Origin of the sequence: Nitrosococcus halophilus Nc 4 (genome assembly GCF_000024725.1) — a bacterium.
Classification (GTDB): domain Bacteria; phylum Pseudomonadota; class Gammaproteobacteria; order Nitrosococcales; family Nitrosococcaceae; genus Nitrosococcus; species Nitrosococcus halophilus.
Map to the genome: position 1 here is coordinate 2,897,687 of NC_013960.1, position 23,317 is coordinate 2,921,003.

General features: G+C 55.1%; 20 protein-coding genes and 2 CRISPR repeat arrays. Of the genes, 17 read left to right on the plus strand and 3 right to left on the minus strand.

The genetic code is table 11. The features are described from left to right. The first annotated feature begins 14 nt into the window (after positions 1–14). From csm2 to NHAL_RS13800, 16 genes are all read left to right on the plus strand, one after another. A complete protein-coding gene (gene csm2, locus NHAL_RS19885) occupies positions 15–476 on the plus strand; it encodes a type III-A CRISPR-associated protein Csm2 (RefSeq protein ID WP_013033751.1) in 462 nt (153 codons plus the stop codon). 3 nt (positions 477–479) lie between these two features. Then, on the plus strand, positions 480–1,232 hold the full coding sequence (gene csm3 / locus NHAL_RS13730; RefSeq protein WP_013033752.1) for a type III-A CRISPR-associated RAMP protein Csm3: 753 nt from the start codon (positions 480–482) through the stop codon (positions 1,230–1,232). Next, positions 1,229–2,191: a type III-A CRISPR-associated RAMP protein Csm4 gene (gene csm4 / locus NHAL_RS13735; RefSeq protein WP_013033753.1), complete on the plus strand. Its 963-nt coding sequence runs from the start codon at positions 1,229–1,231 to the stop codon at positions 2,189–2,191. The genes csm3 and csm4 overlap by 4 nt, the downstream gene beginning before the upstream one ends. Continuing rightward, complete coding sequence (csm5, locus tag NHAL_RS13740; RefSeq protein ID WP_013033754.1) at positions 2,191–3,348, plus strand: type III-A CRISPR-associated RAMP protein Csm5; 1,158 nt, start codon at positions 2,191–2,193, stop codon at positions 3,346–3,348. Before csm4 ends, csm5 begins: the two co-directional genes overlap by 1 nt. A 17-nt stretch (positions 3,349–3,365) precedes the next feature. Then, positions 3,366–3,959 carry a Uma2 family endonuclease gene (locus tag NHAL_RS13745; RefSeq protein WP_013033755.1) on the plus strand — a complete coding sequence of 198 codons (594 nt, stop codon included), beginning with the start codon at positions 3,366–3,368 and terminating at the stop codon, positions 3,957–3,959. Between the two features lie 45 nt (positions 3,960–4,004). Further along, positions 4,005–5,294, plus strand: a complete 1,290-nt coding sequence (locus NHAL_RS13750) for a TIGR02710 family CRISPR-associated CARF protein (RefSeq protein WP_013033756.1) — start codon at positions 4,005–4,007, stop codon at positions 5,292–5,294. Positions 5,295–5,457: 163 nt separating this feature from the next. Next, positions 5,458–5,994 (plus strand): REP-associated tyrosine transposase, encoded by a 537-nt coding sequence (locus NHAL_RS13755; protein ID WP_013033757.1) that lies wholly within the window; start codon positions 5,458–5,460, stop codon positions 5,992–5,994. A gap of 112 nt (positions 5,995–6,106) precedes the next feature. Then, positions 6,107–6,727, plus strand: a complete 621-nt coding sequence (locus NHAL_RS13760) for a hypothetical protein (RefSeq protein WP_013033759.1) — start codon at positions 6,107–6,109, stop codon at positions 6,725–6,727. A gap of 6 nt (positions 6,728–6,733) precedes the next feature. Then, complete coding sequence (locus NHAL_RS13765; RefSeq protein WP_013033760.1) at positions 6,734–7,891, plus strand: Card1-like endonuclease domain-containing protein; 1,158 nt, start codon at positions 6,734–6,736, stop codon at positions 7,889–7,891. A gap of 173 nt (positions 7,892–8,064) precedes the next feature. Continuing rightward, a CRISPR array of direct repeats spans positions 8,065–8,806; the repeat unit is 37 nt; unit sequence GTTTGAAACGTAGACCTGATAAAGAAGGGATTAAGAC. A gap of 132 nt (positions 8,807–8,938) precedes the next feature. Beyond that, positions 8,939–10,552 carry an IS1634 family transposase gene (locus NHAL_RS13770; RefSeq protein ID WP_013032190.1) on the plus strand — a complete coding sequence of 538 codons (1,614 nt, stop codon included), beginning with the start codon at positions 8,939–8,941 and terminating at the stop codon, positions 10,550–10,552. 27 nt (positions 10,553–10,579) lie between these two features. After that, positions 10,580–10,968: direct repeats of the CRISPR family, unit length 37 nt; unit sequence GTTTGAAACGTAGACCTGATAAAGAAGGGATTAAGAC. A 150-nt stretch (positions 10,969–11,118) separates the two neighbouring features. Next, positions 11,119–11,403, plus strand: coding sequence for a CRISPR-associated endonuclease Cas2 (cas2, locus tag NHAL_RS13775; protein WP_013033761.1), 285 nt, complete (start codon positions 11,119–11,121; stop codon positions 11,401–11,403). A gap of 298 nt (positions 11,404–11,701) precedes the next feature. Continuing rightward, positions 11,702–12,685, plus strand: coding sequence for a CRISPR-associated endonuclease Cas1 (cas1, locus tag NHAL_RS13780; protein WP_013033762.1), 984 nt, complete (start codon positions 11,702–11,704; stop codon positions 12,683–12,685). Then, positions 12,682–13,470, plus strand: a complete 789-nt coding sequence (locus NHAL_RS13785; RefSeq protein WP_013033763.1) for a hypothetical protein — start codon at positions 12,682–12,684, stop codon at positions 13,468–13,470. Before cas1 ends, NHAL_RS13785 begins: the two co-directional genes overlap by 4 nt. After that, entirely contained in the window at positions 13,470–13,808 is a 339-nt protein-coding gene (gene cas2, locus NHAL_RS13790) for a CRISPR-associated endonuclease Cas2 (protein WP_013033764.1), read from the plus strand. The genes NHAL_RS13785 and cas2 (NHAL_RS13790) overlap by 1 nt, the downstream gene beginning before the upstream one ends. A gap of 3 nt (positions 13,809–13,811) precedes the next feature. Continuing rightward, positions 13,812–15,209 (plus strand): alpha-amylase family glycosyl hydrolase, encoded by a 1,398-nt coding sequence (locus NHAL_RS13795; protein WP_013033765.1) that lies wholly within the window; start codon positions 13,812–13,814, stop codon positions 15,207–15,209. 35 nt (positions 15,210–15,244) lie between these two features. Further along, complete coding sequence (locus NHAL_RS13800; protein ID WP_013033766.1) at positions 15,245–17,053, plus strand: glycoside hydrolase family 15 protein; 1,809 nt, start codon at positions 15,245–15,247, stop codon at positions 17,051–17,053. Here the strand turns inward: NHAL_RS13800 and zwf are convergent. Together zwf and gndA are read right to left on the minus strand one after the other, a co-directional pair. After that, the gene (gene zwf / locus NHAL_RS13805) at positions 17,035–18,594 is read right to left on the minus strand and encodes a glucose-6-phosphate dehydrogenase (protein ID WP_013033767.1); all 1,560 of its coding nucleotides are present in this window, start codon (positions 18,592–18,594) and stop codon (positions 17,035–17,037) included. The two genes, NHAL_RS13800 and zwf, sit on opposite strands and share 19 nt — an antisense overlap. Before the next feature lie 3 nt (positions 18,595–18,597). Next, positions 18,598–20,040, minus strand: a complete 1,443-nt coding sequence (gene gndA / locus NHAL_RS13810; protein ID WP_013033768.1) for an NADP-dependent phosphogluconate dehydrogenase — start codon at positions 20,038–20,040, stop codon at positions 18,598–18,600. Between the two features lie 145 nt (positions 20,041–20,185). Here gndA and NHAL_RS13815 point away from each other — a divergent pair, with 145 nt between their 5' ends. After that, positions 20,186–22,036 carry a glycoside hydrolase family 15 protein gene (locus NHAL_RS13815; RefSeq protein ID WP_013033769.1) on the plus strand — a complete coding sequence of 617 codons (1,851 nt, stop codon included), beginning with the start codon at positions 20,186–20,188 and terminating at the stop codon, positions 22,034–22,036. A 2-nt stretch (positions 22,037–22,038) separates the two neighbouring features. On the opposite strand, the gene NHAL_RS13820 is transcribed toward NHAL_RS13815, so the two are convergent. Then, a complete protein-coding gene (locus tag NHAL_RS13820) occupies positions 22,039–23,301 on the minus strand; it encodes a Glu/Leu/Phe/Val family dehydrogenase (RefSeq protein ID WP_013033770.1) in 1,263 nt (420 codons plus the stop codon). Between the last annotated feature and the right edge of the window lie 16 nt (positions 23,302–23,317).

Here is a 23,317-nt window from a genome sequence, read left to right on the forward strand (position 1 = left end):
TAAGGAGAATTGTTATGTCCTACCGTCCATTACCTCATCGTTCTTCAAGAGAACAAGGCCCCCCTCGGATACCCAAACCTGAAACACAATGCTATTTCGAAGCGGATGGGAAAACTCCTCGCGCGGCTTTAGTGGATGAAGAAGCTGAGCAACTTGCCCAAGAAATGTCGAAGGTTTCCCATACGCAGTTGAGGCGGTTTTATGGAGATGTGCTCAGTTTGCGAAGGCGGCTAGAAGCGAAAGCAAGCAAAATTGAAAAGGAGTCGCTGTTTCGTGAATTGCTGCCGGAATTCAAGATGCTCAAAGCCAAGGCAGTCTACGCCGATGGCCGCTTAGGTCATCGAGATTTTGCCCCCTTGCTCGGCTTTATTATCAATCATACCTACTCGGTGAGAAGAGTTGAGGAGTTTGATGCTTTCTGTAAGCACTTTCAAGCTGTTGTGGCATTTCATAAATTTTATGGGAAGAAAAAGTAAACGATGAGAAAGGACATAAAATACCTAACCACCCGCCATATTACTGGAGTCATCGACATTCTTTCGGGGCTGCATATTGGCGCTGGCAATGACGCCATAGAAATTGGCGGGATCGATAATCCAGTAATCAAACACCCTTTGACGGGGGAGCCTTATATTCCGGGTTCCAGCCTCAAGGGCAAGTTGCGTTCCTTGCTGGAATGGTCTTTGGGCAAGATCGAGGAAGACGGCAAGGTTTGGGGGAGTGATGGGGAAAAAAATTATGAGGACACCGATCCGGTGCTTCGAATCTTCGGCACCAGCCATAAAAAATGGCAAGGAGGGCCGACCCGGCTCATGGTGCGGGATGCCTTTCTAAATCCTGATTGGCTAGCTCGAGCGCCATTCGAAACATTATCTCTTGAGGAAAAAGCTGAAGTTACTATTGACCGGATCCAGGGAAAAGCCCGAAATGGAGGCTTACGGCAAACCGAGCGGGTGCCTGCGGGAGCGCAATTCCAAATGGAGCTTATCTTCAAGGTGTTTTCCATTGGAGAAGATGAGGGTGCAACAGATCTCCTGTGTCTTAACCGATTGCTGGAAGCGATGAAACTATTGGAGCAGGACGCCCTTGGCGGCTCAGGCTCCCGTGGTTATGGGCGGATATGTTTTTGCGATTTGAAGCTGGATAAACGGGATATTCAGGACTCTTTTGATGCCATTGAACATTTTGATAAAGAAAAGCCGATAAAGATTGTGACAGGAGTGGCGGCGTGACGGTCTGGTGTCTCCACCTGCACTTACAGGGACCTATTGCCACCCCCTTGCATTCGGGGACTTTATTTGGCCATCTTTGTTGGGCGCATCGCCTTATGAAGGGGGAGGATTCCCTGATCCGTTGGCTCAAAGCATTGCCAGAATCCCCCTGGCTTATCTCCGATGCCTTCCCTGCTGGGTGTTTGCCACGCCCCCTGTTGGCGCCGGAGCGGCTGCCCCGGCAAGCCCCGGAAGAAGATAAAGCGGCATTCACCGAGCGGTTGCAGAAAGCAAAAAAACAAAAAAAGCAGTCCTGGATATCGGTGCGGGATTTTCTCGCTCTGCGAGAGGGGTTGAGCGGAGAGGCTTTAAACTGGCGCCTGGCTGACGCTGACGAGCAAACTGCTGCCAACGGTAAAGTGGTTAGCTACCATCAACCTCATAACACCATCCACCGACTGACGGGGACTACTCCCGAGACCGGCGGACTCTATTTCATGGAAGAACGGTGGCATGGGAAAGGAGCAGAAAAGTTGGATGTCTATCTCCAAGCGCCGGATGCTTCCACGGAACAGTTGCGCCATTTGTTTGCGACGATAGGCGAGCAGGGGTTTGGGCGGGATGCGAGTCTGGGCCGGGGAAGATTCTCGGTCGAGGCAATCGACACTGCCGATTCGACCTTGTTCCAATATACCGGCAACCGCCTTCTCAGCCTCTCCCATGGCAGTCTCACCTCCAACATGAGGGCACCCCGCTATAAGTTGCACGTGCACTACGGCAAGCTCGGAGGGCTTTTCGCGGGCGGGGTGCGTAGCCCTTTTAAACGTCCTTTACTGTTGCTCAAGCCAGGAGCGACCTTCGAGCCTGCTGGTGAGGAGCCTTTTGGAGAATGGCTGAGTGATGTGCATCCCGACCATCCGGAGATAGGACACCATGCCTGGCATTTGTGCTTGCCTTACACGGAAACGGAGGTTCATTGATGGCCACTTTTACCTTTCGTGCCCAACCTTTAACACCTATTCACATCGGAACCGGGGAAAAAATTGCGCCTGAGGAGTATGTGTTGGACGGCAACCGACTCGTGCGGTTTTCCACAGCGGCGGTGTTGCAGAATATGTCTCCTCCGCAGAAGCGGGATTTACAGCGGCTGTTGGATAACAATCAGTTCACCAAAGCCCAGGCAGTAATTCGCCATGCCTGCGATCCCGCACGCCACAGCCTTTCTTCTTGTGGGGTGGGTGCAAAAAGCTACCATGAATTGAATAATATTTTGCAGCGCCCGGAGCGGAACTGCGAAGTGCATCCTTTTGTGCGGAATCCCGGAGATAGCCGCCCTTATTTACCCGGTTCCTCCCTTAAGGGGGCCATTCGTACTGCCGTGATTAACTACTTTACTAACCATTTTCCTCGAGGGAATCGTGATGAAATTCATTCCGTTGTGAAAGAAAAGCCATTGAAGGAGCAGGCGCGCGTTTTGGAAGAACAGGCTTTAAATCGGCGGTTCTCGGCCACGGAAAAAGATCCGTTGCGGTTGCTGAAAATACCGGATGCGCCATTACCTTTGGATTGTACTCAGGTGGATCGGGCCGTTCAATGGAAAAAGGGGGATAAGGGCGACGCCAGGAAGGGAATGCAAATGCACTTTGAACGCTTGCATTGCCGCCAGGATGACTCTGATTTTCATTTTAATCTTACGATCCATTTTGATGAGATCCAAGCAGAGCATGGTTACATCAAAAAACTGCTAGGCCGTTCCTTGGATTGGCCCCTGATTCAACAAGCTTGTAATCAGTTTTACTGGGGCCGGTTAAACGCCGAGCTGAATAAGTTCTATCCCAAGGGCAGTGAAATCTATCAGAAGGTCAAAGGGGGGATTGCTTGGCAGGATGCCGATGGCCGCAGAATTTTAGCTCACCCACCGTGGAAGGATCGGCTGTTGCTGCGAGTGGGCCGCTTCAGCCATTTTGAGTCCCTGTCCGTGGATGATTTGCGGAACGGTCATCGGCCCCAGGCTAAGAATCCTCGCCATAAGCGCATTACTGACATGGGCAGCACCCGAACTCTCTGCGAATACAATGACCAGGGCGAGCGGCTGCCCTTTGGCTGGCTATTGTTAATATTATGCGAGAAAGGGTGATTGAAAGGACAAGTCTCATGCCTACTGTTGCATCCCAGGCGGGTCGAGCCGCGAACTCATTACCTGCAAAGCACCTCATCACTGTCGAGGCTTATCGCAAAATGGGAGAAGCCGGTATTTTTTCGCCCGAGGCGCGAGTGGAATTAATTGAAGGGGAGATCTTCGATAGGGCGCCCATTGGAAGCGAACATGCCTCCATGGTGAAAAGGATCAACGAAGGGTGGGTATCTGCTTTGCGGGGACGGGCTATTGTTTCCGTTCAAGATCCCGTGGTGCTAGGGGATCTCTCGGAACCGCAACCTGATCTTGCCCTGTTGCGGAGGAGGGAGGACTTTTACGCGGGATGTCATCCGAGCAGGGAAGATATTCTCCTTATCGTCGAAATCTCAGACACGTCCGCGCGTTATGATCGAGAGGTCAAGGTGCCCCTCTACGCCCGCCATGATATACCCGAAGCCTGGTTGATGGATCTCCAGCAACAACGCTTGGAAGTCTATTATGGCCCGAAAGCAGGTGAGTACCAGCATATTGATTTTTACCGAGAAGGGGTAGTTTCGCCCCAGGCTTTTCCCGATCTCAAACTGTCATTTGCCGGCTTGGGTTGGAAATAGCAAGGCGGAGTTTTTCACAAAAAAATAAAGATAACGATAATTAATATGACCACCATTTTAATCTGCACCGTGGGCGGCTCCCATCAACCCATTGTCACTACTATCCAAGAAGCCCGCCCCGACTTTGTTTGCTTTATCTGCACGGGCAGAGATCTGGCCACGGAAAAACCCGGATCGGAGGTGCAGATTGTAGGGCAGGGTAATATCATCAAAGCCAATCCCAACGACCGCTCCCCTACCTTGCCTAATATCCCTACTCAAGCGGGTCTCCAAGCCGATCAGTATGAGCTTTGTATCGTTCCGGCGGATGATCTGGAAGAGGGGGTAGAGGTAATTTTACGGAAGTTGGCCGAGCTGCGGGAGCGTTTTCCTGGAGCCCGCTTGATGGCGGATTACACCGGCGGCACCAAGACCATGACCGCGGCCCTGGTCATGGCGGCCCTGGAGGGGGAGGAGACCGAGTTGCGGCTGGTCACCGGCGCCCGAGCCGATTTGCTTAAGGTTCGGGACGGAACCCAACGGAGTGCGGCGGCTAGTGTGGAAAATCTCCGCTTGCAGCGGGCCATCGCAACCCATTTGGCCGCTTGGCGGCGTTTTGGTTATGGGGAAGCGGCTCAAGGTTTGAACGCATTGCCCATGCCGCGGGATCGGCAATGGCGGGCGGAACTCCAAATCGCCCAGGATCTCAGCCTGGGTTATGACGCCTGGGATCGCTTCGATCATGGGACTGCGCGGCGATACCTGTCTCTTTACCGGGCGCGGATTGGGCCGGTGGCTGGTTTACAGCTTAAATTTCTCGATTTGTTGACCCTGGAGGAAACGGACCCGCGCCGGGAACCCGCTCAACTTCTGGATTTGTGGCTCAACGCCGAACGGCGGGCGGCCCAGGGCCGTTACGACGACGCCGTCGCCCGTGCTTACCGGCTGTTGGAATGGACCGCCCAATGGCTGCTGCGGACGGGTTGCGATTTGGATACCTCGGATATCCGGGAAGAACAGCTTGTTGAGGGCGTGAGCATCATCCGCAACCGGAAGGGAAAGTGGCAGGCGGCTTTGTTGGCGGCCTGGGATCTGGTGGCCCATTATCTTGGCGGGGAGGCGCGGGAATTTGCCCAGGCGCAACGGGAAGTGTTGCAGGATCATATCCAGATTCGCAATCAATCCATTCTGGCCCATGGCTATAGGGCCGTGAGCCAGGGGGATTGGGAATCATTGGCTGGGTGGATGAGTACTGCCTTTTTGCCCCTGCTCCGGGCCAAAGCCGAGGAAGCGGGGGTAAGGTTGTCCCCGCTCCAGTTGCCCACCCGCCCCTTTTGGCGGGAGGGTATGGTTTGAGGGGAAAAGGATTCGGCGGCGGTTTTTTCGTAGGGTGCGCAGAGCATAGCGATGCGCACCATCAAAATGATAAAGAGGATGGTGGGTTTTGCTGCCCTACAGGTAGGGAAGCATCGCGATGCGCACCGCTAAAAGAACTATCGGCAAGGGATAATCCCCAGCGATGCCTAATTACCGACGGTTATATATAGAAGGCGGCGCCTATTTTTTTACTGTGGTGACCTATGAACGCCGTCCATTATTTGCTGATGAGGACACTGTGCTCCAATTGAAGCAGGCGTTTCGCCATGTCAAGGCTCAACTGCCGTTCGTGATGGAGGCTATTGTGGTATTGCCCGATCATTTTCACGCGGTGTGGAGGTTGCCGCCGGGAGACAGCGATTATTCGGAGCGTTGGCGCCGGATCAAATATCGTTTCTCGCTTCAGTTTGAGGGCCTCTCGTCATGTTCCTCTTCCCGGCGTCGCCGTCGCGAGAAGAGGGTATGGCAGCGCCGCTTTTGGGAACATATTCTCCGTGATGAGGAAGATTACCGCCGGCATTTGGATTACATTCATTATAACCCGGTTAAGCATGGTTACGCGGTGGCGCCTAGGGAATGGCCCTATAGTAGCTTTAGACGTTTTGTGCAGTGGGGAGTGTATTCGCCGGATTGGGGAGAGTCTATGCCCCATTCCCTTCAAGGTTTGGAGCTAGAGTGACGGTGGGTTTCGCTGCGCTCAACGCCACCCTACGAGGGAGGGGGGTTGGCAGTGGTTTCTTGGTAGGGTGCGCAGAGCATCGCGATGCGCACCAGCAGAAAATTTATGCATTATGAACGAGAATCTTTTCGGCTGGAATGACGGAATTTGGCTGCTGCTCGATCAAATGGGCATTTTGCTCAGCAATCTCGCGTTCCTATTTGCCTTGGGGGGCGCCGTGGTGGGGTTTATCCGCCGCGAGGATCTCCGCGCGTGGCTCACGCGAAATCGTTTTCCTAGGGTTGGCGGCGTTAGCGAAAGCACCGTCCAATGGGAGGGGGTGGTGTTTACCGTGAGCAACGAGAGCGTTCCCCGGTGGGTGATGGCCCAGATCCAACCGGCCTATATGGGGTTGGTGGCCACCCAAGCTTCCCTGGCCGCCGCCGAGGCGGTGGCCGCAGTCGCCCGCCGTCGCGGCATCGAGGTCCATGGCCCTCTGCAAGTGGCCGATCCCAACGACCCGGCGGCCAGCCGCTCCCAGGTGGCCCTGCTATTGAGCGAACTCCGCCGGGCCGGTTGCCGCGAGATCGCCGTGGATCTGACCGGCGGCAAGCTCCCCATGAGTTTAGGGGCTTTTATGGCAGCGGAAGAGGCCGGTGTTGCCAGTTTATATGTGGCCACGGATTTCGATAAGCATCTCAAGGTGCCGGATATGCGCACCGCGACTCTGCGCCAAATCTCTCAACCGGAGTAATTCTCCATGGTCCATGAAATTCATCTGGCGCTCGTTTCCCGGCAGGCAACGCCCAATATTACTCCGGCCTTGGACCCGGATTTCCGGCCACGGGAAGTGGCGTTGCTGGTCAGCCCGGATATGATCCGGCAAGCGGACGCCTTGACGGAGGTGCTCTCCGCCTATGGTCTGAAGGTTTCTCGCTGGCCCATTGAGAATGCATGGGACATTGAGCATGTGCGGGATCGGGTGCTGGATTTCCTCGCCGGAAGGGAGGGGGAGGCGGTCGCCCTCAACGCCACCGGCGGCACCAAACCCATGAGCATTGCCGCCTACGAAGCCTTCCGCGCGTTGGAACGGCCTATCTTTTATGTGCACCCGGAGAAGGACCGGGTGGTCTGGCTTTATCCTCATGGGGAATCCCATGATTTGGGTGACCGGGTAAAGTTGCCGGCTTTTTTGCAGGCCCATGGGGCTCGTTTGGAGAAACAGGGCGGCAACCAGGGGGTATCCCCAGCGCGGCGCGAACTGACTAACCGCTTGGTCAACGATGTCAAATGCCTGGCTCCCGCCCTAACCACCCTCAATTGGGCGGCCGCCCAAGCCCAGAAGGGGTTGGTATCGCCGCCGTTAAACCCGGCGCAGCGGAGAAATCCCCTACTTTTGGATCTCATCGGCCGCTTCGAAGAGGAAGGGCTGCTGGCATGGGAGGGCGATGGGCTACGCTTTCCTGATGAGGAAGCCCGCGCTTATGTCAATGGGGGTTGGTTTGAGGATCATGTGTATGGGGTGATCTTTGGTTTGCGGGCTCGGATGCAATCCAAAGGACGTTCTATTCAGGATTTTGGCCGCCACCTTCAAGTTTCCCGCCGAGTGGGTAGGGAGTTAGTGAGAAACGAGCTAGATGTGGCTTTCCTGGCCGATAACCGTCTATATATCATCGAATGCAAAACCCAGCGTTTTGATAATAGCGCCCCTGGGCCGGGCAGCAGAGGTGCCGCTGCCCTCTACAAGCTCGATGCCCTCAAGGATCTCCTCGGAGGGTTGCAGGGGCGGGCAATGTTGGTGACCTATCAAGTTTTGCCTCCCGTGGACCGACAAAGGGCCAGGGATTTGAACATTCAGGTCTGTAGCGGCGCCGAGACCTCTGGGCTGGGCAAAAAAATTGAGGCTTGGGTGCAGTAGTAGCTTGTAATAGGGGGAACCCCAGTGTGGGTTCATTGCCATTTTTGTTTGTTAATAAGTGCTTGGAAATAGAATTAAAGAGAAGATTATGGAGAGTCAGCTTTTGAGCTATCGAAAAAATTGGGAACCCCCTCTGCAACTTTTTGAAACAAAAGGAGGAATAACAGCGAGGAGTTTGAAACGTAGACCTGATAAAGAAGGGATTAAGACGCACGGCCAACATTACGTTAGCACGAATTTCGGTTTGAAACGTAGACCTGATAAAGAAGGGATTAAGACACGTACCTGGTTATGGAATATCTCGCTCACCGTCTGTTTGAAACGTAGACCTGATAAAGAAGGGATTAAGACTGTCGAACCGGCTATCTAGTATATCGAATAGGGTGTTTGAAACGTAGACCTGATAAAGAAGGGATTAAGACGTCATGATATGTCTCCTATGTTGATGGTGTTGAGGGTTTGAAACGTAGACCTGATAAAGAAGGGATTAAGACTCGAGTTCGGAGTTGTCTTCTTCTGTGAGTTGGTTTGAAACGTAGACCTGATAAAGAAGGGATTAAGACATCTAAATATACCCCATTGAATTCTATATCAGCGTTTGAAACGTAGACCTGATAAAGAAGGGATTAAGACCATCCACGGTGATACGTTTAATGCCTGTGGCGAGTTTGAAACGTAGACCTGATAAAGAAGGGATTAAGACTCAGTATTGATGATCTTTTCCTTCCTATCCTTCTGTTTGAAACGTAGACCTGATAAAGAAGGGATTAAGACTTAGGGATATTGGAAAAGTCTGTTAAAGCTTTCGTTTGAAACGTAGACCTGATAAAGAAGGGATTAAGACTCAGTATTGATGATCTTTTCCTTCCTATCCTTCTGTTTGAAACGTAGACCTGATAAAGAAGGGATTAAGACCATCAATCTTTGTATCTTTATATTTATCTTTTAGTTTGAAACCGTGTTTCCGCACCCTGATGAGTAGACAAAAGGATTTTTAGCCTCCAAATTAGCTTTTCTATTTTAGCTGAGCCAAGGGAGGAAGGGGGCATGGCCGAAGCATACCAGAGCCAGACTTTAGACCATTTAGGGTTAGTGGCCTCAATGTTTGATGAATTGGGTCTGGGCGAGGGTTTGGATGAACAGATCCCGCAGGATCGAGAGCAGCGAAAAGTCTCGGTAGGTCAAGCGGTGAAAGCCCTGGTGCTCAATGGGCTAGGGTTTGTTAATCAACGGCTTTATCTGGTGCCGCGTTTTTTTGAGAACAAGCCTACCGAGCGACTGATGGGTCCGGGGGTGGAACCGGCCCATTTAAATGACGACACCCTGGGACGTGCCTTGGACACATTGTATGCCCATGATGTGACCGCTCTGTATGCGGTACTGAGTGCTCAGGCGGCAAAGCGGCTAGGATTAGAGGGCCGCTTTGGGCAGCTGGATAGCACGAGTTTTCATGTCGATGGAGACTATAACAGCGCCGAGGAACCGCAAGCCAGGGTCATTCATATTACCCGGGGCTACAGCCGTGATCACCGCCCCGACCTTAATCAAGTGGTGCTGAACTTGATGACCGAACACCAGGCAGGATTACCCCTTTTCATGCAGCCGCTCAATGGCAACAGCGAAGATAAGGCCCAGTTTAAGCAAGTGGTCGAAGCCCACCTAGAGCAACTTTGCCAGGCCAGCCCCCTTGAATACCTGGTCGCCGATAGTGCCTTGTACACCCAAGCCACGCTCCAAAGTCTGGGTGAGCGCAAGTGGATCACCCGGGTGCCCGCCACCTTGAAAGAAGCACAGAGGGTGCTGACCTCCACCCCCTCAGAGCCCATGAACGTCCTGGATGAGGATTATCGCTACCAAGAACGGGTCTCCACCTACGCCGACATCGAACAGCGTTGGTTGCTGGTCGAATCCACGCCGGCCCGCCAGCGGGCACTGAAGACCGTTAACCGCCAGGTGTTGAAAGAAAGCGGCAAAGAAGCCCAGGATTTCCAGCGCCTTTGCCAACAAACGTTTGCCTGCTCCAGCGATGCCCAACAGGCGCTCGAACAGTTTCAAGCCACCCTCAAGTTCACCACCGTAGAGGAAGGCGCCGTTGAAGCGCTTCCCGCTTATGACAAGCCAGGACGACCGGCGACCGGACAACCTCCCACCACGGTCCGCTTTCGCCTGCGCGGAGCACTGGCCTCAGCTCCCCAGACCCGCGAAGCGCTGCTCACCCGCAAAAGTCGCTTTATTGTGGCCACCAACGAACTCGATGCCCACCAACTCCCACCGGCTGAACTGCTGACCGCTTACAAGCAACAGAGCCAAGTAGAGCGTGGCTTTCGCTTTATGAAGGACCCCTTGTTTCTCGCCTCTTCGCTGTTTCTCAAATCCCCTCAGCGTATTATGGCCCTGATGATGGTCATGACCTTGTCTCTGCTCGTCTACGCCGCCCTGGAGTATCGGATGCGCCAGGCCCTCACCCAACATCAACAGACTTTCCCCGACCAAAAAGGTCAACCCACTTCCAAACCTACTGCCCGTTGGGTCTTTCAGTGCTTTGTCGGCATCCATGTATTAATTGTGCAACAGAGCCAGACCTACGTCCTCAATCTCCACGACCACCACCGAGGCCTCTTGGCGATCTTAGGTCCCCCTTATGAAACCCTTTATTCTTGAAAATCCACTATAGGGGTGCGGAATGTCGGTTGAAACGTAGACCTGATAAAGAAGGGATTAAGACAGTGTTAGGTAGTCATCATCGCTAAAATTGGCCGTTTGAAACGTAGACCTGATAAAGAAGGGATTAAGACCCCGAGCAATAAAGCTATCTCTGAAACGCTGATATGTTTGAAACGTAGACCTGATAAAGAAGGGATTAAGACGCCGACCGGCTAGCAGTTCGATTCCTTTATAGTTTGAAACGTAGACCTGATAAAGAAGGGATTAAGACGAGGAGGATCGACGGAATGAAGTAGCATACGGAAGGTTTGAAACGTAGACCTGATAAAGAAGGGATTAAGACCTATTTTTACTGATGGAATCATTATGACCCTCCGTTTGAAACGTAGACCTGATAAAGAAGGGATTGAGGCCTATTTATCGCCTCGTTATTGATCTATTTTCTACTGCACCAAAAATTTTTTAGCCGCAACTTTCCTCACCCTATCCCGCAAGCTTGTCATGCCAGACTTTTCTGGGTGGTTATGTTTCAATGGCCGCCATGATGGAATGTGGAGAAAACAATGGCATCTCGACAGCTTTATCTTGCTGCTTATGACATTGCCAGCGCGACTCGTCTGCGCCAGGCTTTGTATTGTTTGAAAAAGTACGCTACGGGTGGGCAAAAATCTGTCTTTGAGTGTTACCTCACGAAAACCGAGCGACGGAAGCTGTTGCGTGAGATGGAAGGAATCATTGATGCCGAAGAGGACCGGTTTTTGCTATTGCGTCTCGACCCTCGCAGTCGGGTTAGAACCTTGGGTATCGCGGTAAAGCCCGTGGACCCGGCATTTTTTTATGTGGGTTGAGAAGGTATAGCGTTTCCCCAAATAAATAGGGCGCGAATATCCGACGCAGTGGGAATTTAATTTCCCCCTCCCTCCAGGGGAGGGGGATAAGAAATAGCGGCGCTAGCACAGGAACAGCATTGGCATCTTCCCTCTAAGGGAAGTGGATAAGAAGGAGAACTCTGTTTCGGAAATCGCCTGAGTGAGGAAACGCTATAGCATTCCCTCCCCCTTGATGGGGGAGGGTTAGGGTGGGGGTGAAAACAAGGCGGGATAGAAAACTTAGCGTTTTGGTTTGGATACTGCATAGGGAGAGACAATGGAGATGACAACCTTATATCTTGATCGCAAGGGCCTGGAACTGGTCCGGGACGGGGGTAGGATGATGCTTTACCCGGCAGGGATCGCGGGTAGCGGAATTCCGTTGACGGGTATCAGCCGGGTGGTGATCCGGGGTGATGTGACTCTGAGCAGCGGTTTGTTGGGGGTTCTGGCGGAACAGGGGGTGGGCGTGCTGATGCTGAGCGGCCGCCATGGCCGCCGCACCGCCTGTCTTTTGGGCCGGCCCCACGCCGATGTGGCCCGGCGTTTAGGGCAATACCGGCTGTTTTTTGATCCGCGCCAACGCCTGGCCTGGTCCTGGCGTCTCATCGCCGCCAAGTTGACGGCTCAGCATCGGGGTCTGGAGCAGGCTTTGGCCGGCCGGCCCGATCAGCGCCGGGTCTTGACCGGCGCCCTGAGGAGTATCGAATCGATCCGGGATAAGGTCAAAGATGCCGAGAACCTGGAGGTGCTGAATGGTTACGAAGGGGCGGCAGCGGCGGCTTATTTTCGCGGCTATGGTGCTTTGTTTCCGCTGGAGCTGACCTTTAGCAAGCGGACCCGGCGGCCGCCCACGGATCCGGTCAATGCTTGTCTTTCCCTGGCCTATACCCTGGTCCATTTTGAGGGGGTGCAGGCTTGTCAGGGGGCGGGGCTGGATCCCTTCCTGGGATTTTTTCACCAGCCGGCCTATGGCCGCGAGTCCCTGGCCTGCGATCTGATAGAGCCCCTGCGTCCCCGGATTGATAATTGGGTGTGGCGGTTGTTCCGTCAGCGGACTCTGCGGGCGGATAACTTTCGGCAAGAGGATTCGGCCTGCCTGCTGGGCAAGGCCGGGCGGCAGCGTTTCTACCGGGACTACGAAGCCACCGCTCCCGCCTGGCGGCGCTGGCTGCGGCAACAGTCCAGAATCATGGCTCGCCGGGTCTTGGCGCTCAGTCCCCAGGAGATTTTGCCGGCAGTAAAGGAGCCCCGGTCATGAAGACTCTCTACTTGGATATTTCAGAGCCCTACGCGGTGACTTTGGATGGGCCGGCCTTGCGCCTTCAGCGAGAGGGTTCGGCGGATCGTTGGTATCCTCTCAGCCGGTTGGCGCGGGTGGTGGATACGGGAGCCGGCAAATGGGAGATAGAGGCCTTGTTAGCTTGCCTGGATGGGGGCGTTACCTTGACTTTTCTCCACCGAGGAGGGCGCTTGCGGGGGCAGTGTTTTGGCGCTCGGGTCCGGGAGTTGGGATTGGGGGAGCGGTTACGGGAGTTGGTCAGCCAGCCTGGGTGGGAATCTGCTTATCAGATATGGCGGCAAGCGGCGGAGCAGGGAGTCATTCTGAATTTGCAGGTCACATTGCCGCTAGGTCAGGTCAATCCTCGGGTTCAATCCCTGCGCCGGGCCGTGACCACCTTGGCGCTTCAGTATGCTCGAAAGCCCCTGGTGCTCAAGGTGGAGCGGATGCTGGGGGGATTGGTCAGCGCCCAGGTGGCGGAACAGATTGAGCGCCGGGGTTTGGCTCGCCACCTTGCCTTTTTCAACCACAAGGGGTTGAAGCTTGTTCCTGATATGACTCAGCTGGCGTTATGGGCGGTGGAGCTGGAAAAACTTCACTTTTTGCAGCATTATCACCACCGCTACGGGCTCCTTACTCCGAGCATGTGGCCCCGCTTGCGCTATCCTTTGATTAGGGCCTATGAGCGCCATAGTCCCCAGATAGAAGGGCAAATTCGCTGTCTTTTAGATAGCTTGCATGGCTGGTTAGTGGAGCGGAGCTAATGCCGGACAATGCCAGACGTTTGCATTTGATTTGCTATGATATCGCTTGTCCGAGGCGGCTCGGCCGGATTCATCGCTATCTCAAAGGCCGGGCCGCGCCGGTGCAGTACTCGGTTTTCGTGGCTAAGCTGAATCGCCGGGAGATCAGCCTCTTGGCGGCCCGATTGGCCCACCGGATTCATCCCCGCAAGGATGATATTCGCATTTACCCTCTGCCGGAGAAACTGGCCCTCCAGCGCTTGGGCAGGGGGGCTTTTCCGGAGGGAATTTACCTCTTTGCCGGCGGTGTGGAAGACTTTCTGGAAGCCCTTGAGCAGAACGAGCAACTAACGAGGTGAGCCGTGGAAAAAAAAATACCTCACCGATTCGCCGGGAGCGAATCGGGACATCCGGAGGATGCCCCCAAGGGTCGCGCCAGGGAGGGCGCGCATCAAGGTCCGCGCATCTATAATCTTTTCCCCTTGCTGGTGGGTTCGGTGCCTGATTGGGGGCAGCGTCTTCCCGAGATTGCCGCCATGAAGTTTAATTGGGTCTTTCTAAATCCTTTCCATGCCCCCGGTTTTTCGGGAAGCCTGTACGCCATCAAGGATTACTATCAATTGCATCCCTTGTTTCAGGGGGATCATCAGGAACCGCCGGAGCAGTTGCTGAAAAAGTTTGTTCGCCAGGCCGAGAAGCAAGGGTTGGGGGTGATGATGGATTTGGTCATCAATCATACCGCTAAAGACTCGCCCTTGGTCTCCCAGCATCCGGAATGGTATCTCCACGGGGAAGACGGTTCGGTCCGTTCCCCCTTTGTGGTGGACCCGGATGATCCTCAAAACGTCACGGTGTGGGGGGATCTGGCCGAGATTGACTACCGGCAACGGCCGGCCCGGAAAAGCCTCTTGGCCTATTGGAAAAAGTTGGTCCGCCATTATACTCAACTGGGGTTCCATGGCTTTCGTTGCGATGCCGCCTATAAGGTTCCGGGGGACGTGTGGGCGGAATTGATTGAGACCGCCCAGGAACTCAATCCAAAGGTCCATTTTTTCGCCGAAACCTTGGGCGCGCCCCTCCATCAAATCGAGCAGCTCCATTCCGCGGGTTTTGATTACTTTTTCAATAGCGCCAAGTGGTGGGATTTTCACGCCGATTGGTTGCTGGAGCAGTACGAGCAGTTTCGCCACATTGCCCCCTCCATTGCTTTTCCGGAAAGCCATGATACGGAGCGCTTGGCGGCGGAGTGGGGCGGTGAGGAGCGGCGGTCCCGCACTTGGTATCTGTTTGCCGCCTTCTTTTCGGCGGGGGTGATGTTGCCCATCGGCTATGAGTACGGTTTCCAGCGCAAATTGCATGTGGTGGAGACCCGGCCGGAAGACTGGGAGGAGCCCCTGTTCGATCTGGCCTCTTTTGTCACCGCGGCCAATGCCATGAAGGCCAATACGCCGGTGTTGAACGAAGAAGGCCCCCAAAGGCGTTTTACTTCGTCCGGCCACCCCCTAGTGGGGCTGCTGCGCCAATCGGAGCACACTGGGGAAAGCGCCGTGGGGCTGATTAACACGGATACGGAACACAGCCATGATTTTGGACTGGACCGCTTGGGGGAGGCGATGGGCGTGGACATCGACGCCATCCAGGAAATCACGCCTCTCCATCAAGCCGATTCCCTGGCGGGACATCAGCGGATTCGGGTCGCCCCTTATAGCATGCGTATCTTCCATACGCCGGGGAAGAAAAAGCCCAAGCGCTCTTCTTGAAAAAAACGCCCGGGCAAGCGGTAGGGAGTTCTGCCATGAGCCAATTACCCATCGCTGACTATGCTTTGATTTCCGATTGCCACTCCAGTGGGTTGATTAGCCGGGGGGGTTCGGTGGATTGGCTCTGCTTTCCTCGCTTTGACTCCCCCTCCGTCTTCACCCGCTTGCTGGATGACACCGGCGGCCACTGGTCTCTCCGGCCTACCTCGGAGGCGATGATCACCCGGCGGTATTTGGAAGGCAGCCTGGTTCTTCGAACCACTTTTCGGACCCCCACCGGCACGGCGGTGCTGCTGGATACCCTGGCCGTGGGACCCAATCTAGACGGCCACCATCTAGGGGCTGAGGTTCCCCATGGACTGCTTCGGCGGGTGCGTTGCACCCATGGAAAGGTGGAATTTGAAATCGAATATGCCCCCCGCCCGGAGTATGGCTTGGTGCTGCCCCAACTGCGGCAGGTGGAGGGGGGGGTGCTGGCCCGTGGGGGGGCGGTGGTATTGCTGCTGTCCTCCACGGTACCCTTGAAAATTAGCGGTTCCACGGCCCGGGGACGATTTCGGCTCGATGCGGGTCAGGCCCTGGAGTTTTCCTTGCAGTACCGCTCCAGCTCGGAGCCCCCGCCCACGCCCTGGGTGCCCCATCGCATCACCCACCAGCTGGAGCAGACCGTCCGGGCTTGGCGGAGTTGGTCGAAACTGCACCAAAATTATCAGGGGCCGTGGAAAGCCTTGGTTCAGCACAGCGGCCGGGTGCTTCAGGCGTTAACCTATTATCCCACCGGGGCGATTATCGCCGCCCCTACCACCTCCTTGCCGGAAGTGGTGGGGGGAACCCGGAACTGGGACTACCGTTATAGCTGGGTGCGGGATGCCAGCCTGACCCTCGATGCCCTTTGGATCGCCGCCTGTCCCGATGAGTCCTATAAATTTTTTGATTTTATGGCGGCCTCGGCCCTGACCCAAGTTCAGCGGGGGGTGGATATGCAGATCATGTTTGGGGTGGGGGGGGAGCATGATCTCAGCGAGCGGGAGCTCTCCCATCTGTCGGGATGGCGGAGGAGCCAGCCGGTGCGGATAGGCAACGGCGCCTGGGACCAGCGCCAGTTGGATGTTTATGGAGAGCTGTTGAATGCGGCCCATCGGCTGCGGGACTATTTTCCCCACCTCGAGGAGACCCGCCAATTTCTGGCCCAGGTGGCGGACACGGCCGCCCGCCGTTGGCGGGAGCCCGATCAGGGAATTTGGGAAGTGCGCGGCCCGCCCCAGCATTTTCTTTACTCCAAGCTCATGTGTTGGGTCGCCCTGGACCGGGCCATTGCCTTGGCGGATCTCTTGCAAACTTCCCACCGGGTGGAATATTGGCAAGAGATGCGGGCAAGTATTCGCCAGGCCATTCTCACCCAGGGATGGAATGGGCAAAGGCGGGCCTTTACCCAAGCCTTTGGCAGCGATGTTCTCGACGCCGCCAGTTTGATGATGCCCATTGTGGGCTTCCTGCCGGCGGATGATCCCCGAATGCTGAGCACCATCGATACTCTCGAAGCCCATTTGACTGATGGGCAGGGTCTGGTGTACCGGTACCGGAACGAAGATGGGTTGGAAGGAGAAGAGGGGGCCTTTCTGTTGTGTACTTTCTGGTTGGCCCACGCAGTGGCATTGGCGGGACAAGTGGACCGGGCCAAAAAGATTTTTTCCCGGGCCATTGCCTTTACCAACGACCTGGGCCTGCTCGCGGAAGAAGTGGACCCTCAGAGTGGGGAATTGCTCGGCAATTTTCCCCAGGCTTTTAGTCATATTGGCCTCATTAACGCCGCTTGGGCCATTGCTCAAGCGGAACGGGGGTGATGCGTGCTTTTCCCTGGCGCGCCCCCTTTAGGCTCAGGTAGAGTGGGGGCCAGCCAGCTCCTGCCACTGTGGGCGATTAAAACCTCGGCCGCTTCCGGCCCCCAGGTTCCGGCGCGGTAGTTGGGAAAATCCGTGGCCGGGTTGGCCTCCCATACTTCGAGGATGGGCATCAGCAGGCGCCAAGCTGCTTCTACCTGATCGGCGCGGGTGAAGAGGGTGGCGTCCCCTTTCATGATATCCCAGAGCAAGGTTTCATAGGCGGTAGGGGAAGTGGCCTGGAAAGCTTCCTGATAGCTAAAGCGCATCTCCACCGGACGCAGGACCAGATGGGGGCCGGGCTGTTTGGCCATAAATTTGAGCACAATCCCTTCCTCCGGTTGTAGCCGAATAACCAATTGGGCGGGTTGAGCATTGAGTCCCGCTGAGGTGGGGAAGGCCTGGTGGGGAATGTCCTGGAAGCGAATGGAGATCTCCGAAGCCTCCACCGGCAGGCGCTTGCCCGTACGCAGATAAAAGGGCACCCCTTGCCAGCGCCAATTGTCCACGTGGAATTCCAAGGCGCAATAGGTTTCGGTATTGGAATCAGGGGCGACCCCTTTTTCTTCTCGATAGGCGGGCACCTGAGTCCCATTCATCCAGCCTGCTCCATATTGACCCCGAGCAGCATAGCGTTGCACTTCTTCTGCCGATATGGGCCTTATGGCGTGCATGACATCCATCCGGCGATCCCGCAAATCGTGGGCATCAAAGACGACTGGGGGTTCCATGGCGACTAAACATAACAATTGGAGGAGGTGATTTTGGACCATATCCCGCAGGGCGCCGGCACCTTCATAGTAGTTGGCCCGGTGCTCCACGCCCAAGGTTTCGGCCACGGTAATGGCGATATGATCAATATAGCGGCGGTTCCAGATAGGCTCGAAAATGGGATTAGCAAAGCGCAGGGCGAGAATGTTCTGCACGGTTTCTTTGCCGAGGAAATGATCGATACGATAGATTTGTGACTCCTGGAAATAATGGTTTAAGGCCTGATTGATCCCACGAAAGGATTCCAAGTCGTGACCTAGCGGTTTTTCCACCACGATCCTTGCCCGTTGCCGCGCTTTGGCCAAGTTGGCTTCACCTAACCCTTTGGCAATATCGGCGAACAGGAAAGGCGGCGTGGCTAGATAAAATACTCGTTCAGCCTTTCCATGCCAGGTTTTATCCTGTTCCACGAGTGCTTTTGCGAGCTGGGTATAACTGGTCGGATCGGTGATATCGGCTTGCTGATAGCGGAGCGCTTGACTGAAGGATTGCCAGGTCTTGTCATCAGGAATGCCACGGCGGGAGTATTGCTGGATGCCTTCCCGGTAGTGTTGAGCCAAGGAATGCTGATCATAGTCTTGGCGGTCGACACCTATCAGGAGCCACTGCTCCGGAAGGTATTTATCCAAGTAGAGGTTAAACAGCGCCGGCAGGATGAGACGCCAGGAGAGATCCCCTCCAGCGCCAAAGAGCACAAAAACCGTGGGTTGTTGCTGGGGGTGGTTAGGTTCCATGATTTATTTTTTGTCCCATTCTACATGAAAGCTCCCTTCCCGGTCGGTACGCTGGAAGGTGTGGGCGCCGAAATAATCCCGCTGGGCTTGCAGCAAATTGGCGGGGAGCCAAGAACTGCGGTAGCTGTCGTAGTAACCTAGCGCAGCCATAAGGCCTGGCACGGGAAGTCCCCAACAGGCCGCCGCCTGGACTACCGCTCGAAGCCCCTCCTGGGTATGGGTGAGGGCGGCCCCGTAATCCTTGTCAAGAAGGGGATTGATGAGTTCCGGGGTGCGCTGGTAAACAGCGCGCAAGTCTTCCAGCAGTTGGGAGCGGATAATGCATCCTCCGCGCCAGATGGAGGCGACAAGTTCTAAGCAAAGACGATAGTCATAATGCTGATTCGCCGCTTGCAACAGATGCATGCCCTGGAGGTAGGTCAGTTGCATCGCCCCTTGGAGGGCATGACTCAAGTGGGTGATAAAAGTCTCCTGCTCAATGGGTGCCAACTCGATAGGCCCTCCGAGTTGCTGGCTGGCCTGCTGGCGTTGGGCTTTTGCCGCTGACAGTACCCGTTGGGTGACGGCGGTATTGATGAGGGGAGTGGGGACCTGGAGGGCTAGGCTCTCCTGGGAGGTCCATTGGCCGGTGCCTTTCTGGTGGGCGGAATCGAGAATTTTGCACAGCAGGTAACCTTCGCCTAGAGGGTCCTGTTGTTCCAGGATGTCCACTGTGATTTCCAGGAGAAAGCCTCCCATGGGTCCTTGGGCCCAATGGCTATAAATAGCGCCCATTTCCTCTTGGCTGAGGCCCAATCCCCGGTGCATGAGATCATAGCTTTCGGCGATAAGCTGCATCAGGCCATACTCGATGCCGTTGTGAACCATCTTCACGTAGTGGCCGGCGGAGCCTTGCCCTAGCCAGCCGACACAGGGCTCTCCCTTTACTTTTGCAGCGGCGGCTTCTAGTAATGGACGAAGCCGTTCCCAAGCCGCCGGATCGCCTCCCGGCATTAAACTGGGGCCGTGGCGGGCACCGGCTTCGCCGCCGGACACGCCCATCCCCACAAAGTGGATATTTTGCTCCGTCAGTGCCTGAAGACGGCGGTCAGTGTCCTGAAAATGGGAGTTTCCCCCGTCAATCAGGATATCGCCCTGGTCGAGATGGGGGGAAAGTGTCTCAATCACTGCGTCCACTGCCGCCCCGGCAGGAACCAGCATAAGGATGGCCCGGGGCCGGCGCAAGGCGGCGATGAAGGGGGCGATATCACTATAGGCCTTGATCCGTTCCGGCTCCGGAAGCTGTTCTTGGGCGGCGTGAGCGAATCGGGTTCCTTTATCCGGATCCCGGTCATAACCGCTGACGGTAAAGCCGTGTTCGGCGATATTCAGCCCCAAGTTGGCGCCCATCACGCCAAGACCGATGAGGCCAATATCCGCTGACGCTGGTGATTGTGGAGCGGCCATCTTCTTCTCCTGTTCGCATATGAATTATTTTAGATTAAGGGTGGAAGGCTAGGAGTAGCTTATCCCAGATAACTTGACTAGGCTTCTAGCCAAATAGAGCAGCCTCTCTATCTAAGAGTGTCAACTCCCCGACTATAAAGGATAAATGCCCTTGAAGGATAAATACCCTCCCCTTAGCGACTATGGCTATATCGCCGATTGCCATTCCTCAGCGCTGATCTCCAAATCCGGCTCCATCGATTGGTGCTGTATGCCGAGAATCGATTCCCCCAGTTGTTTTGGTCGCCTTCTTGGCTGGGAGCAAGGCGGGTACTGCCAAATTGCCCCCCTAGGTCCTTATGAGATCTCCCGCCGTTATCTTCCCCAAACGCTGATTCTTGAAACCACCTTTCGAACTCAGGAAGGGGAAGCTCGCCTTTTGGATTGTTTCACCATGCGAGAAGGGGGAGAACATCATCCTCATCGGCAGATCTTAAGAGTCGTTGCAGGGATAAGAGGGCGGTTGAAATTCCGGGTTGAGATTGCGCCGCGTTTTGATTACGGCGCTATCAAACCTTGGATTCGGCGGCGTTGTGAAGATTGCCAAGGAGAGCATTACCTCGCCATCGGCGGCAGTGATGGTTTGTTGATTTCCGGTAATTTCCCCCTGACAATGAAACATCGTCATGAGTTGGTGGGAGTTCAGAGGGTGGAAGAGGGGCAGCGAGCGTACCTTTCGCTGCTCTATCGACTCCCAGAAAAGCTCGATGAAGGCCGGGTGGATATCCCCCCTATTGAGCTACTGGAGCAGCGTTTTGAGGAAACGATTCAATGGTGGGAGGCCTGGTCTTCCCAGGGCCAGTTCGAGGGTTGCTATGCCGAACAAGCGCAGTGCTCAGCCCTGGTTCTCAAAGGCCTTTGCAATGCCCCTACTGGGGCCATTGCCGCAGCACCGACCACTTCTCTTCCCGAAGCGCCCGGGGGGACACGGAACTGGGATTATCGCTTTACTTGGATTCGTGATTCCACCTTTACGGCAAGGTCATTGGCAGAGCTGGGATATGTCAAGGAGGCGGATGGTTTTCGCCGCTTTATCGAGCGCACTGCAGCAGGGAGTGCAGAGGAGATCCAGATTTTATTCGGGATTGGGGGAGAGCGGCGTTTGCATGAGTATGAAATCAAAGAATTATCGGGCTATCGGGGGGCAAAGCCGGTGCGTCAAGGCAATGCCGCAGAAGGGCAGTTGCAGTTGGATGTCTATGGAGAGCTGCTCGAACTGGCCTGGCGTTGGTACCAGCGGGGGCATATACCAGATGAAGATTATTGGGAATTTTTGGTGGAACTGGTGAATGGAGCTGCTGAACGCTGGCAGGAGCCGGATCAAGGTCTCTGGGAGATACGAGGTACACCCCGCCATTTCGTCCATTCCAAGGTCATGTGTTGGGCGGCACTGGACCGAGGAATCAAATTGGCAGAGGAACTGGGCAATCATGCGCCGGTGGCGTGGTGGGCGCGGGAAAGGGCAGCGATCCGCCGGGCCGTAGAGGAAAAGGGATACGATCCTCGGCGGGGTATTTTTATCCAAGCCTTTGACCATTTTGAAATGGACGCAGGGTTGCTGTTGCTCCCCCTGGTGGGGTTTGTGGATTATCAAGACGAGCGTATGGTACGGACGACTGACGCCATTTGGGAAGCATTGGGGGAAGCGGGTCTGCTGCGCCGCTATCGGGCCAACAACGATGGCCTGGAGGGCAAAGAGGGCGTGTTTCTGGCCTGCTCGTTTTGGCTGGTAGAGTGCTTGGCTTACCAAGGCCGCCTTGAGGAGGCCCATGGGCTGTTTAAACGGGCTGCTGCTACGGGCAATGATCTTGGCCTATACTCGGAAGAATACGACACCGAAAGAGGAGAGATGTTGGGCAACTTCCCTCAAGGTCTGACCCATCTTTCTCTTATTGCCGCCGTAATGGCCTTGGAGGCGATGGCAGGAGGGGAAAGGGTCAGAAAGTCTTGGGGCTGAGATCAAAACCCCCGTAATTCAATGGCCCGTTTCACCCGTTTAGTAGCAATCACGTAGGCGGCTTCCCGGTAAGAGAGGTTATCTTCTGCCGCCCTTTTTCGGACCTTCTCCCAAGCCTTTTTCAGGGTTCTCTCTAATCGTTGGTCCACTGTTTCCAGTTCCCAGCGATAGCGCTGTAAGTTTTGGGCCCATTCGAAATAGGAAACCGTGACGCCCCCCGCATTGGCCAGAATGTCAGGCACCACCGGGATCCCCCGATCTTTAAAAACCTCAGCCGCCCCGCAGGTCGTGGGCAGGTTGGCCCCTTCCACAATCAGGCGGGCTTTGACTTGATCGACATTGCTTTCGTGTAATACCCCTTCTATTGCTGCCGGTATCAGAATATCCACATCCAGGGTCAGCAATTCCTCGTTGCTGATGGATTCCCCTTTTACGTCTAGCTCTGTGACGGAAACAGATTTTCCCGCAGCGATCTTGGAAGCAATAAGGTTTTTGATATCCAGACCATCGCCCTTGTAAAGGCCGCCCCGGATATCGCTGATGGCCACCACTTTGGCTCCCTTTTCAGCAAGGAAACGGGCAATGTGGCTGCCGACATTGCCAAAGCCTTGGATGGCCACTGTCGCGCCCTCAAGGGGAAGGCCTCTGGCTTGCATAACCCAAGCGGTAACTAAGGCTAAGCCACGGCCCGTGGCTTCAGTGCGGCCATAGGAGCCCCCCAGTCCCAAGGGTTTGCCGGTGACCACCGCCGGTTCATCCCCATGACCTTGGGAATAGGCGTCATAGAGCCAGGCCATGATTTGCTCATCGGTGCCCATCCCGGGCGCGGGGATATCCCGATCCGGTCCTACTAAAGGACCTAATTTAATCATAAAGCGCTTGCTCAGAGTCTCCAGCTCTAGGGGAGTGAGAGTGTTGGGATCACAATCGATACCCCCTTTAGCGCCGCCAAAGGGGATGTCGACCAGTGCCGTTTTCCAGGTCATGATGGAAGCAAGGGCGCGAAATTGTTCCCAATCCACATGGGGGCGGTAACGGATCCCCCCTTTGAAGGGACCACGGCTGCGATGGTGTTGGACCCGGTAGCCATGGAAAACAGCTAATGATCCGTTTTCCCGCACTAAAGGTAATTCGAATTTTATTTCCCGATAGGAAGCCTGAAGAAGATGATTCATCTCTTCATTAGCGCCAATCCGTTGCAGGGCTCGGGCGAGATAACTTTCCAGGCATTGCTGGGGATTATAACCGCTAGTTGGATTTACCACCCTAGACATCCCTCTC